The sequence below is a fragment of the Pseudomonas sp. MIL9 genome (assembly GCF_016887925.1).
In the GTDB taxonomy this organism is placed as follows: Bacteria; Pseudomonadota; Gammaproteobacteria; order Pseudomonadales; family Pseudomonadaceae; genus Aquipseudomonas; species Aquipseudomonas mohnii.
This window is the reverse complement of the sequence record NZ_JAFEHE010000017.1, coordinates 87,260-99,755: the sequence shown is the minus strand read 5'-3', so window position 1 is coordinate 99,755 and position 12,496 is coordinate 87,260. Positions and strand designations below refer to the sequence as shown.

The 12,496-nt window shown below is 59.6% G+C and carries 14 protein-coding genes and 1 pseudogene; all 15 read left to right on the top strand.

Annotated elements, in window-relative coordinates:
• Nucleotides 1–89 precede the first annotated feature (89 nt).
• The 15 genes and pseudogenes from fabD to JQF37_RS18660 all read left to right on the top strand — a co-directional run bounded on the left by fabD (nucleotide 90) and on the right by JQF37_RS18660 (nucleotide 12,458).
• Entirely contained in the window at nucleotides 90–1,028 is a 939-nt protein-coding gene (gene fabD / locus JQF37_RS18730) for an ACP S-malonyltransferase (RefSeq protein WP_130206768.1), read from the top strand.
• Between the two features lie 16 nt (nucleotides 1,029–1,044).
• Entirely contained in the window at nucleotides 1,045–1,788 is a 744-nt protein-coding gene (gene fabG / locus JQF37_RS18725) for a 3-oxoacyl-ACP reductase FabG (protein ID WP_130206769.1), read from the top strand.
• 191 nt (nucleotides 1,789–1,979) lie between these two features.
• A complete protein-coding gene (gene acpP, locus JQF37_RS18720) occupies nucleotides 1,980–2,216 on the top strand; it encodes an acyl carrier protein (protein WP_003175607.1) in 237 nt (78 codons plus the stop codon).
• Between the two features lie 109 nt (nucleotides 2,217–2,325).
• Entirely contained in the window at nucleotides 2,326–3,570 is a 1,245-nt protein-coding gene (gene fabF / locus JQF37_RS18715) for a beta-ketoacyl-ACP synthase II (RefSeq protein WP_047526983.1), read from the top strand.
• On the top strand, nucleotides 3,570–4,385 hold the full coding sequence (pabC, locus tag JQF37_RS18710; RefSeq protein ID WP_130206770.1) for an aminodeoxychorismate lyase: 816 nt from the start codon (nucleotides 3,570–3,572) through the stop codon (nucleotides 4,383–4,385). The genes fabF and pabC overlap by 1 nt, the downstream gene beginning before the upstream one ends.
• Nucleotides 4,386–4,388: 3 nt before the next feature.
• The gene (gene mltG / locus JQF37_RS18705) at nucleotides 4,389–5,594 is read left to right on the top strand and encodes an endolytic transglycosylase MltG (protein WP_130206771.1); all 1,206 of its coding nucleotides are present in this window, start codon (nucleotides 4,389–4,391) and stop codon (nucleotides 5,592–5,594) included.
• A gap of 19 nt (nucleotides 5,595–5,613) precedes the next feature.
• Nucleotides 5,614–6,246: a dTMP kinase gene (gene tmk, locus JQF37_RS18700; RefSeq protein ID WP_130206772.1), complete on the top strand. Its 633-nt coding sequence runs from the start codon at nucleotides 5,614–5,616 to the stop codon at nucleotides 6,244–6,246.
• Nucleotides 6,239–7,225, top strand: a complete 987-nt coding sequence (locus tag JQF37_RS18695) for a DNA polymerase III subunit delta' (protein ID WP_130206781.1) — start codon at nucleotides 6,239–6,241, stop codon at nucleotides 7,223–7,225. The genes tmk and JQF37_RS18695 overlap by 8 nt, the downstream gene beginning before the upstream one ends.
• 33 nt (nucleotides 7,226–7,258) lie before the next feature.
• Nucleotides 7,259–7,372: pseudogene (locus tag JQF37_RS18690) on the top strand (pilus assembly protein PilZ); the annotation flags it as partial.
• Nucleotides 7,373–7,387: 15 nt separating this feature from the next.
• Complete coding sequence (locus tag JQF37_RS18685; RefSeq protein WP_130206783.1) at nucleotides 7,388–8,173, top strand: TatD family hydrolase; 786 nt, start codon at nucleotides 7,388–7,390, stop codon at nucleotides 8,171–8,173.
• A 342-nt stretch (nucleotides 8,174–8,515) separates the two neighbouring features.
• A complete protein-coding gene (locus tag JQF37_RS18680) occupies nucleotides 8,516–9,154 on the top strand; it encodes a TetR/AcrR family transcriptional regulator (protein WP_047526990.1) in 639 nt (212 codons plus the stop codon).
• Nucleotides 9,155–9,292: 138 nt separating this feature from the next.
• Entirely contained in the window at nucleotides 9,293–10,261 is a 969-nt protein-coding gene (locus tag JQF37_RS18675) for a radical SAM protein (RefSeq protein ID WP_130206785.1), read from the top strand.
• A gap of 172 nt (nucleotides 10,262–10,433) precedes the next feature.
• Entirely contained in the window at nucleotides 10,434–11,042 is a 609-nt protein-coding gene (locus JQF37_RS18670; protein WP_130206787.1) for a DUF4823 domain-containing protein, read from the top strand.
• Nucleotides 11,043–11,058: 16 nt separating this feature from the next.
• Nucleotides 11,059–11,619 (top strand): DUF1285 domain-containing protein, encoded by a 561-nt coding sequence (locus tag JQF37_RS18665; protein WP_047526994.1) that lies wholly within the window; start codon nucleotides 11,059–11,061, stop codon nucleotides 11,617–11,619.
• Nucleotides 11,620–11,741: 122 nt separating this feature from the next.
• On the top strand, nucleotides 11,742–12,458 hold the full coding sequence (locus JQF37_RS18660; RefSeq protein WP_047526995.1) for a FadR/GntR family transcriptional regulator: 717 nt from the start codon (nucleotides 11,742–11,744) through the stop codon (nucleotides 12,456–12,458).
• The last annotated feature ends 38 nt before the right edge of the window (nucleotides 12,459–12,496 follow it).

Genomic DNA, 12,496 nt, shown 5'->3' with positions numbered 1-12,496 from the left:
AGTTCAATTGGCCATCCAACTGTCAGTTTCTTGCGTCCCCCAAGAGGGACGTCAATTCTCCGACGACAAGATCATTAGGGGCTTGTTACATGTCTGCTTCCCTCGCATTCGTCTTTCCGGGACAGGGTTCGCAGTCCCTCGGCATGCTGGCCGAGTTGGGCGCGCAACATCCGGTTGTCCTCGAAACATTCAAAGAAGCTTCCGATGCTCTGGGTTACGACCTGTGGGCACTGACCCAGCAAGGGCCGGAAGAGCAACTCAATCAAACCGATAAAACCCAACCGGCCATTCTGACCGCCTCGATCGCCCTGTGGCGTCTGTGGCTGGCTGAAGGTGGTGCGCGTCCGGCCTACGTGGCTGGTCACAGCCTGGGTGAATACAGCGCGCTGGTCGCGGCGGGCAGCCTGAGCCTGGGCGACGCGGTGAAGCTGGTCGAGCGTCGTGGCCAACTGATGCAGGAAGCCGTTCCCGCCGGGCAGGGTGGCATGGCCGCCATCCTCGGGCTGGACGATGCTGACGTAGTGGCGGCCTGTGCTGAAGCTGCGCAAGGCGAAGTGGTCAGCGCGGTCAACTTCAACTCTCCAGGCCAGGTGGTTATCGCCGGTGCCAAGGCTGCGGTCGAGCGCGCCATCGAAGGCTGTAAGGCCCGTGGTGCCAAGCGCGCCATGCCACTGCCGGTCAGCGTGCCGTCCCATTGCGAGCTGATGCGTCCGGCCGCCGAGCGTTTCGCTGAGTCGATCGCTGCGATCGACTGGCAGGCGCCGCAGATTCCTGTGGTGCAGAACGTCAGTGCCGATGTGCCGGCCGATCTGCAAATCCTCAAGCGCGATCTGCTTGAACAGCTCTACAAGCCTGTGCGCTGGGTCGAATCGGTCCAGGCACTGGCGGCCAAGGGGGCAACTCAATTGGTCGAATGCGGCCCGGGCAAAGTGCTGGCCGGTCTGAACAAACGCTGCGCCGAAGGCGTATCGACTTCCAACCTCAATACCCCAGACGCTTTCGCTGCCGCTCGTGCAGCGCTGGCCTGAATCAGGAGAAGCTTGCATGAGTCTGCAAGGTAAAGTTGCACTGGTCACTGGTGCAAGCCGCGGTATCGGCCAGGCTATCGCCCTGGAACTGGGTCGTCAGGGCGCCGTCGTTGTGGGCACCGCGACCTCCGCTTCGGGTGCCGAGCGCATTGCCGCCACCCTGAAGGAAAACGGCATTCAGGGCACTGGCCTGGAACTCAATGTCACCAGCGACGAGTCCGTGGCGGCGGTCCTGGCGAGCATCCAGGAGCAGTTCGGTGCGCCGGCGATTCTGGTCAATAATGCCGGTATCACCCGCGATAACCTGATGATGCGCATGAAAGACGACGAGTGGCATGACGTTGTTGATACCAACCTGAACAGTCTGTTCCGCCTGTCCAAGGGCGTTTTGCGCGGCATGACCAAGGCCCGCTGGGGACGAATTATCAGTATTGGCTCGGTTGTGGGTGCCATGGGCAACGCAGGCCAAGTAAACTACGCTGCCGCCAAGGCCGGTCTGGAAGGTTTCAGTCGTGCACTGGCGCGTGAAGTCGGTTCGCGTTCGATTACGGTAAACTCGGTGGCCCCAGGGTTCATCGACACCGATATGACCCGTGAACTGCCCGAGGCACAGCGTGAAGCCTTGCAGGCGCAGATTCCGCTGGGTCGTCTGGGGCAAGCACAAGAGATCGCGTCTGTGGTCGCTTTTCTTGCGTCCGACGGTGCGGCATACGTTACTGGGGCTACAATCCCGGTGAACGGCGGGATGTACATGAGTTAAATGTGACGGATTGCTTCAAAAAAATGTCATACGAGCTGTCTAAAATCCGTTATAAAGCTGCAATCTATTTATAGGCAGAGGGCTGCAGGGTTTGAGGAGTGAAGCTTTCAGTTGAAAAGCTGAAAAGTCTTTCTATACACTTACCCACTGGCCAGCTGCCTGAATTTGTCCATTAGGAGTGAAAACAAGGTATGAGCACCATCGAAGAGCGCGTCAAGAAAATCGTTGCCGAGCAACTGGGCGTTAAAGAAGAAGAAGTGGTCAACACTGCTTCCTTCGTTGAAGACCTGGGTGCTGACTCCCTTGACACCGTTGAGCTGGTGATGGCTCTGGAAGAGGAATTCGAGACCGAAATCCCTGACGAAGAAGCTGAGAAGATCACTACTGTACAAGCTGCAATCGACTACGTTACTAGCCACCAGGCGTAATAGTTTGTAATCGTTGCTTGCTGTCATGGAAAAACCGCACTGCTATCACGGCGTGCGGTTTTTTCTTTAGGCCTGATGCAAAGTCGTCATTTCAAAAAAGGAGAGTGCTGTGTCGCGTAGACGCGTCGTAGTCACCGGTATGGGTATGTTGTCGCCACTGGGCACTGATGTGCCAAGCAGCTGGCAGGGCATTCTGGCTGGCCGCAGTGGCATTGGTCTGATCGAACACACCGACCTTTCTGCCTATTCCACCCGTTTTGGCGGCTCGGTAAAGGGTTTCAATGTCGAGGAATACCTGTCGGTCAAGGAAGCCCGCAAACTCGACTTGTTCATTCAGTACGGCCTGGCCGCAGGTTTTCAGGCGGTACGCAATGCCGGCCTGGAAGTCACCGATGCCAACCGTGAGCGCATCGGCGTCGCCATGGGCTCGGGCATTGGCGGACTGACCAATATCGAAGAAACCAGCCGTACCCTGCATGATTCCGGCCCACGACGGATTTCGCCGTTTTTCGTGCCAGGCTCGATCATCAATATGATTTCCGGTTTCCTGTCGATCCACTTGGGTGCACAGGGACCTAACTACGCCATCGCCACCGCTTGCACCACGGGTACGCACTGCATTGGCATGGCTGCACGCAACATCATGTACGACGAAGCTGACGTGATGATTGCCGGCGGCTCCGAAATGGCGGCCTGTGGCCTGGGCATGGGCGGCTTTGGTGCCTCTCGCGCCTTGTCGACCCGCAATGACGAGCCGGCCCGCGCCAGCCGCCCATGGGACAAGGGCCGTGATGGCTTCGTGCTTTCCGATGGTGCCGGTGCGCTGGTTCTTGAAGAACTGGAACACGCCAAGGCGCGCGGCGCGACCATCTATGCCGAACTGATCGGTTTCGGCACCAGTGGCGATGCCTATCACATGACCTCGCCTCCGGCTGATGGCGCCGGTGCTGCGCGCTGCATCACCAATGCCTTGCGCGATGCCAGGATCAATGGCGATCAAGTGCAGTACATCAACGCCCATGGCACCTCGACGCCTGCCGGCGACCTGGCGGAAGCCAATGCGATCCGTTCGGTGTTCGGCGATCACGCCTACAAGCTGGCCGTCAGTTCGACCAAATCCATGACCGGTCACCTGTTGGGTGCGGCGGGCGCGGTCGAGGCGATCTTCAGCGTGCTGGCGATCAACAGTCAGGTGGCGCCACCGACCATCAACCTCGATGAACCGGACGAAGGCTGCGATCTCGATTTTGTGCCGCACACCGCGCGCAACATGGATATCGATGTCGTCCTGTCCAACTCCTTCGGGTTTGGCGGTACCAACGGCTCGCTGGTGTTCCGCCGGTTTGCAGGCTGATGGAAAGCCGGGTCGACGGTCAACCGGCTGACGCAGTGTCGCTGAAGGATCGCGGCCTGGCTTACGGTGATGGTCTCTTTGAGACCATTGCCGTGCGGCGTGGCCTTCCGGTGTTGCTGGACCGCCATCTGCAGCGTTTGGCCAAGGGGTGCCAGCGGTTGGCGATCAACCTTGATCATGATGCGATGGCCACGGAGCTGCTGGCCTACGCCAGGGAGCTGGACGAAGGTGTGCTCAAGCTGATCGTGACTCGCGGCGATGGCTTGCGTGGCTACGCTTTCGATCCTTCAGCCAAAGCCCGACGTATCCTCTCTGGTAATCCTCCAGCCGTTTATCCAGCCGCCCATGCCGAGCAGGGCGTTCGTCTGTTCCCCTGCACGACACGACTTTCCATTCAGCCATTGCTCGCCGGTCTCAAACACTTGAACCGCCTCGAACAGGTGATCGCCCGCGCCGAATGGCGAGACACCGAACATGCCGAAGGCCTGATGCTCGATCAGGCGGGGCGTGTGATCGAAGGTGTGTTCAGTAACCTGTTCCTCGTGCGCAATGGCGAGTTGATCACGGCCGATCTGAAACGTTGCGGCGTGGAGGGTGTGATGCGTGCCGAGATATTGTTTCAAGCCGAGTCATTGGGCATTCCCACGCAAATCACCGATATCACCCTCGAACAGCTGCAATGGGCTGACGAAGTCTTTGTCTGCAACAGCGTGTATGGTATTTGGCCCGTGCATGCCTATGCCGCACTGAGCTGGCCGGTTGGGCCGCTCACCCGTAAACTCCAAACCATTGCCTGTGCGCTACTGGATGCTTGATACGTGAGACGTAAACTCTTGCTGCTGCTGGAAACCGGACTGGTTCTGGCAGGGCTGATGTTGGGCGCTTCTGCCTGGAAAGTTCATTCGGCGCTGGTGCAGCCGCTGAATATCGCTCAGGAAGAACTGCTGGAGGTGCCCAAGGGCACCACGCCGACCCGCACCTTCTACCGACTCGAAGCCGATGGCGTCATCAAGGACGCTTTCTGGCTGCGCCTGTACTGGCGTTTCAATCTACCGAAACAACCCCTGCACAGCGGCGAATACCGCATGCTTCCCGGCATGACCGTAGAAGGTCTGATCGATCTGTGGAAGCGCGGAGAAATGGTGCAGTACAGCGTAACCCTGGTCGAAGGCTGGAACTTCCATCAGGTTCGCGCCGCCTTGGCCAAGGAAGAAAAACTCGATCACACCCTGGACGGCCTGAGCGACACCCAGGTCATGGACAAGCTCGGCCATGGCGGAATTTTCCCTGAGGGACGATTTTTCCCTGACACCTATCGCTTCGTCCGTGGAATGTCCGACGCAGAACTGCTGAAAACAGCCTATGACCGTCTCAATGAAGTGCTCGCCAAGGAATGGGAGCGGCGCGCCCCTGATGCGCCCTACACCGAGCCCTATCAGGCGTTGATCATGGCCTCGCTGGTGGAAAAGGAAACCGGCGTGCCACAGGAGCGTGGGCAGATTGCGGGTGTGTTTGTCCGGCGGATGGCGATGGGCATGTTGCTGCAGACCGACCCGACGGTGATCTATGGCCTCGGTGAGCGGTACAGCGGCAAATTGACCCGTGCCCATCTCAAGGAACCGACGCCTTACAACACTTATGTGATTGCCGGCCTGCCGCCGACCCCGATCGCCATGGTCGGCCGTGAAGCAATTCATGCGGCGCTGAATCCGGTGGCTGGCAACAGCCTGTATTTTGTCGCTCGTGGCGATGGCAGCCACGTGTTCTCCGATGACCTGGATGCCCACAACAACGCCGTGCGCGAGTTCCAGCTCAAGCGTCGTGCCGATTACCGCTCCAGTCCGGCGCCTGCCACCGCGCCCGACACGCAGGATGCCCCGGCCGCGGAAGCCCAGGCACCGATCCCGGTTGCTTCACCCGATCCGGCCCCGGAAGCCCTGCCGCAAGTGCCGGCGCAAGATCCTGCACCTGCGCCAGCGACTGCTCCCGAGCCGGATGCTGCCGCCCCGCAAAGCCCGCAATGACTCTGACTAAGGACTGCCTGTGACTGGCTTGTTTATTACGCTGGAAGGCCCGGAAGGCGCCGGCAAGAGCACCAATCGCGAATACCTGGCCGAGCGCCTGCGCGCCGCCGGTATTGAGGTCGTGCTGACTCGCGAACCGGGCGGTACGCCACTGGCCGAGCGTATCCGCGAAGTGCTGCTGGCACCGGTTGAAGAACAGATGAACCCGGACACCGAATTGCTGCTGGTCTTCGCGGCGCGGGCCCAGCATCTGGCCGAGGTAATCCGCCCTGCGCTGGCTCGGGGCGCTGTGGTGCTCTGTGACCGTTTTACCGATTCGACCTACGCCTATCAGGGCGGTGGCCGCGGCTTGTCGCTGGAGCGTATCGCGACACTGGAAACCTTCGTGCAGGGCGACCTGCGTCCCGACCTGACACTGATTTTCGATTTGCCGGTGGAAGTGGGCCTGGCCCGCGCCAGTGCGCGTGGTCGCCTCGATCGCTTCGAGCTCGAAGGCCGAACCTTTTTTGATGCCGTGCGCAGTGCCTTCCTCAAGCGCGCGGCAGCGGAGCCGGGGCGTTATGTGTTGGTCGACGCCGCGCAGCCGCTGGCACAGGTTCAGCAGTCCCTCGATGCCTTGCTGCCGCGTCTGCTGGAGCTGACCCGTGGCTGAAGCCTATCCGTGGCAGGACAGCCTCTGGCACCAGTTGGCCGGTCGCACGCATCACGCCCACGCCTATCTGCTGCACGGTCCGGCCGGGATCGGCAAGCGAGCGCTGGCCGAGCGCCTGATGGCCAGTCTGTTATGCCAGCGTCACACTGCGCAGGGCGCTTGCGGAGAATGCAAATCCTGCCTGTTGCTCAAGGCTGGCAGTCACCCCGACAACTACATTCTCGAACCGGAAGAGGCCGACAAGGCCATCAAGGTCGATCAGGTGCGTGACCTGGTCAGCTTCGTGGTCCAGACCGCGCAGCTGGGCGGACGCAAGGTGGTGCTGATCGAGCCCGTCGAATCAATGAACATCAACGCTGCCAACGCCTTGCTCAAAAGCCTTGAAGAGCCGTCCGGCGACACTGTATTGCTGCTGGTCAGCCACCAGCCGAGTCGTTTGCTGCCGACCATCAAGAGTCGCTGCGTGCAGCAGGCTTGCCCGCTACCGAGCGAAGCCATGAGTCTGGCCTGGCTGGCGAAAGCGCTGCCGGATTGCTCGCAAGAAGAGCGTATTGAATTGCTGACCCTGGCTGCCGGTTCGCCACTGGCCGCGGTCAACCTGCAGGCTCAAGGTGTACGCGAACAACGTGCGCAAGTGGTCGATGGCGTGAAGAAGCTGCTCAAGCAGCAGCAATCGCCGACCCAACTGGCCGAAGGCTGGAATGCGATCCCGTTGTTACTGTTGTTTGACTGGTTCTGCGACTGGTCTAGCCTGATCCTGCGCTACCAGCTGACCCAGGACGAAGAGGGGCTGGGACTGCCGGACATGCGCAAGGTGATTCAATACCTGGCGCAGAAGACCGCGCAGGACAAAGTCCTGAATATCCAGGACTGGATCCTTGCCCAGCGCCAGAAAGTACTGAGCAAGGCCAACCTCAATCGGGTGCTGCTGCTGGAGGCGCTGCTGGTGCAATGGGCGTCCCTGCCTGCCCAGAGGTAACCTGGACGCTACCTGTCAGCGGTAAAGCGTTACCGGGCAGCCGGGGTTGGCGTACAGTTCAACAATGCTGAAAACACTGCCCGCAGTCGAATCGAAACCCATCTGGCCGGAGCCCTCGAGTCCGACCGTCCCACTCATACGATGTAAGTTGCAGCCCTTTTTATGCTCGTAGATTCCCATTGCCACCTTGATCGCCTTGACCTCGCCGCCCACGACGGATCCCTGGACGCTGCCCTCGATGCCGCTCGTCAGCGCGGGGTTGGGCACTTTCTGTGTATCGGCGTCAGCGTCGATAACGCTGCTGATGTCAAAGCGCTGGCCGAGCGTTATGACGACGTCGATTGCTCGGTGGGCGTGCATCCGCTGGATGTGCAGCCAGGAGCGGCGCCTGCGCTGGACTGGCTGTTGCAGGAGCTCAATCACCCGCGCGTCGTGGCGATTGGTGAAACCGGTCTGGACTACCACTACGAACCCGAAGCCGCCGAATTGCAGCAGGCGTCTTTTCGACTGCACCTGCAAGCGGCGCAACAAACCGGCAAGCCGGTGATCATCCATACCCGTGGTGCCCGTTCAGATACCCTCGACTTGCTGCGTGAAGCGGCGCTGCCCCAGGCGGGTGTTCTGCATTGCTTCACCGAAGACTGGGACATGGCCAAGGCCGCCCTGGACATGGGCTATTACATTTCCCTGTCCGGTATTGTCACTTTCCGCAATGCCGATGCGTTGCGTGATGTGGCCAGCAAAGTCCCGGCCGATCGTTTGCTGGTGGAAACCGACTCACCGTACCTGGCGCCGATTCCCTATCGTGGCAAGCCGAACCTGCCGCAGTATGTGCGAGAAGTGGCAGAGTTTCTGGCCATGCTGCGCGGTGAGCCCTACGAGCGATTTGCCGAGCAGACCACCGCGAACTTCAAGCGACTGTTTCCTCTGGCGCACGTAAAAGGTTAAATCGCAGGCAAAAAAAACCCGGGTTCTGGGGGGTGAATCCGGGTTAAGACCATTAGGAGTAAAACAATGGCACGCGGTCCGTTGGTACCAATATCGGCGTGACACTTGGGGGAGATGCCCCGCCGACAGTTCAAGTATTGATCACTATTACGCCGAGTCCAGTTTACCGGACACAGTTTTTAAACAATTTTGGAATACGCCCGCTTCGGAAGCGTTCTCATCAGGTGCAGACCCTGTCCGAATTCATCAGGAAACACAGACATGGTCGGATGATCCGTGCATTTTTGCGTAATTTAGGCATAATACGCGGCTTCGAATTTTGACCCCTACAGACCTTTTCTTATGCATAAAGAACCTCGTAAGGTCCGTGAGTTTCGCCGCCGCGAGCAGGAAATTCTCGATACCGCGCTCAAGCTGTTCCTCGAACAAGGTGAAGACAGTGTCACCGTCGAGATGATTGCTGATGCCGTCGGTATCGGCAAAGGCACGATCTATAAGCATTTCAAATCCAAGGCCGAGATCTATCTGCGGCTGATGCTCGACTACGAGCGCGATTTGAATGAACTGCTGCATTCGGCCGACGTCGACAAGGACAAGGAAGCCCTGTCGCGCGCCTATTTCGAATTCCGCATGCGTGACCCGCAACGCTATCGGCTGTTCGATCGCCTGGAAGAAAAGGTGGTCAAGGGCAACCAGGTTCCGGAGATGATCGAGGAGTTGCACAAGATCCGCGCCTCGAACTTCGAACGCCTGACCTTGCTGATCAAGGGCCGGATCAGTGAAGGCAAGCTGGAAGACGTGCCACCTTACTTCCATTACTGCGCATCCTGGGCGCTGGTGCACGGTGCCGTGGCCCTGTATCACTCGCCGTTCTGGAGCAATGTGCTGGAAGATCAGGAAGGCTTCTTCCAGTTCCTGATGGACATCGGCGTTCGCATGGGCAACAAGCGCAAGCGCGACACCGACGCCCCGAGCAGCTGAGCCATTCAGTTGCCTTATGACGCCATGAATTCGCTACATGGTGCGATACCGCAGGAATATACTCAGGCATAGGGCTTGCTAAAACTTGATTTGTGAGTCAAGTTTTAGCGGTTCGATTTTCTTCCGCCGGAGTGATCCATGATCGTTGACCGTCAAGGCAGGCGTTTTCGTAATTTGCGAATCAGTCTGACCTCAGCCTGCAATTACGCTTGTACCTACTGCGTGCCGAACGGCAAGCGGCTGGTGGCTGCGCAGGATGAACTGTCGGCCGAAGCCATGGCGCGCGGCGTGGCGTATCTGATTGAAGCGGCAGGCATCGAGCGCTTGCGCATCACCGGCGGCGAGCCGCTGGTCAGCCCCAAGCTCGAAGCCTTCATGACCGCCGTCGGCCAGATGGGCCTGGAAGACATCAGCCTGACCACCAATGGCCAACTGCTGGCGAAAAAGCTGCCGTTGCTGGTCCATGCCGGCATTCGCCGCATCAACGTTTCCCTCGATACGCTCGACGCCAGCGCCTTTCGCGGCATTGCCCGTGGCGGTGATCTGGCGACCGTGCTCGACGGCATGGACCAGGCCAGCGCCGCTGGCATGAAGATCAAGGTCAACATGGTGCCGTTGCGTGGCCAGAACCTTGACCAGGTGATGCCACTGCTCGAGTACTGCCTGGAGCGTGGCTATGAACTGCGCTTTATCGAATTGATGCGAATGGGCCACCTGGCCAGCGACTCCAACGCCTTCCTGCAGCAGTTTGTCAGCCTTCAGCAGTTGTTGAGTCTGATCGGCGAACGCTACGAATATCTCCAGGCCGATGCCCCACTCGATGCCACGGCCGTGCGCTACGAGATTCCGGGGATGGGCCATTTCGGTGTAATTGCCAACGAAAGCGTGCCGTTCTGTCGCACCTGTTCCAGGCTGCGCCTGTCCTCCACCGGCTGGTTGCATGGCTGTTTGTCCTCGAGCAATCGTCACTACGTCGGCGATCTGTTGGACAAACCGCGTCATCAGGCATTGCCGGCCTTGCAGCGGTTGCTGGTCAAGGCGTTGGGCGACAAGCAGGAGGTGGCGTTTTCCGGTGGTGCGACAGTCATGAAGATTATCGGCGGCTGAACCGGCCTCATCGCGGGCAAGCCACGCTCCCACAAGGTTTTACGCAGATACTTGTGGGAGCGTGGCTTGCCCGCGATTGCGTTGGATCAGGCGACGACGTCCATGAGGTGGCGCAAAAGCTGCATCCCATGGCCATTCGCCGGTTTTCCGACACCGGCTTCTGGAGGATAGGATGCGTAGCCTGGTTTTGCTGCTGGCCGTTTTGGCGCTTGGCGGCTGCATGAATGTCAGCGATATGGCCGAAGGGACTCTTTACCACATGAGCGACGTCGGTCTGCTGGATCACAGCGACAGCCGCCGCGTGAATAACCTGCGCATTCAGCCGGACTCGTTCGTCTACATTGCCCAGGGTGCATTCGTACCGCCGGGCAGTGCCGTTTACCCGCGACCCAACGTGATCGCCGAAGTCGCCTTCGATGGCTTTGTCGAATACTTCCCGATGGTTCGTCGCGCTCGCACGCCGGAAGGTCTGGACCAGGCCATGGGCGAAGCCCGTGCCGTGGGTGCCCATTACCTGCTCTACACCCGTTTCGCCAAGTCGGATGACCGCATTGGCAACACGGATGAACTGCTGGACCAAGAGGCGCTGGATCGCCTCGGAATCGACAGCGGCGTGATTCAGATCATGTTGATCGAGACCAGCACCCAGTATTTGATTGATACTGCACGTATCAAGAGTCGTGGCGGTTTACTGACGTTCCACGACAAAAAGCCGGAAGACCTGATGGGCCCGCCGCTGGAGCAATACGCTCGTAGTCTGTTGGGGCTCAGCGACCAGTAAATCAAAGGAGATCGCCATGAGTGGCCCGCAAAAAGCCAACGACCTGTTGGGGCAAATCCCCAAAACCAAAGGCTTGCCGCCGGTCCACCTGTGGAATCCCGACTTCTGCGGCGACATCGACATGCGCATCGCTCGCGACGGCACCTGGTATTACCTGGGCACGCCGATCGGGCGCAAGCCGATGGTCAAACTCTTCTCCACCATCATTCGCCGCGATGGCGATGATTATTTCCTCATCACGCCGGTCGAGAAGGTCGGCATCAAGGTTGATGACGCACCCTTCGTGGCCATCGCCGTGGACGTGGAAGGCGAGGGCGAGGCGCAGGTCCTGCGCTTCACCACCAACGTCGACGAAACCACCGACGCCGGTGCCGAACACCCGATTCGTGTGGTGGTCGATCCACTCACCCAGGAACCGGCGCCTTACGTGCATGTGCGCACTAATCTTGAAGCGCTGATCCATCGCAATGTGTTTTACCAACTGGTTGAGCTGGCAGTCAGTCGCGAGATCGATGGGCAGCGCTGGTTGGGCGTGTGGAGTGGGGGTGAGTTTTTCCGCATCGGCCTTGAACCCTGACGCGTAACCCTGTGGGAGCAAGGTCGCTCCCACAGGGTTTGCGTATGTTCAAAAAATCAATTTGACAGTCAATCGTATGATGATTAGCGTGGCCACCTTGGCGAATGGCTTTGGGGATATCCATGTCCAGCAGTTTTCATGCGTCGACCGTCGATTGGCTGGGTTGCTGGATCGCTACCGGCCAAGTGAAGCCCGGCGAAACCATCAAGGTCGAGGCTGACCTCGGCGAGCAGCTCGGCGTCAGTCGTACCGTCATCCGCGAAGCCATCAAAACCCTGGTTGCCAAAGGCCTGCTCGAAGTCGGGCCGAAGGTCGGTACCCGGGTGTTGCCGGTACGGCGCTGGAACCTGTTCGACCCACAAGTCGTTGGCTGGCTGTCGCGCAGCGGCTTGCCGGAAAACTTCGTCGATGACTTGCTCGACCTGCGCCGCACCATCGAACCCATGGCCGTGCGCTGGGCCTGCGAGCGGGCGACGGGCGAGCAGGTCGAGGCGATTTTACTGGCTTGCAACGCGCTCGAACGCGCCGTGGACAGTGGCATCGACTACAACCGCGCCGACCAGCTCTTCCATGAGTGCATCCTCGCCGCGAGCCACAATCAATTCATCGAGCAAATGGTGCCGGCCCTCGGTGCCTTGCTGGCGGTGTGTTTCGAAGTGTCAGCCGCCGACCCCGACGAACTGCGTCGCACCTTGCCCATTCATAAAGACATGGCCCAAGCCATCGCCGCCCGGGATGCCGCGCGGGGTGTATGGGCCTGCATGACCCTGATCGACAACGCTGACCTGGCGATCAAACGCTACTACCCGCAGGTCATGGCCGACAAAAAAGCCAGCTGAAAACGAAAAACCTGTGGGCGCCGGCAAACCGGCTCCGA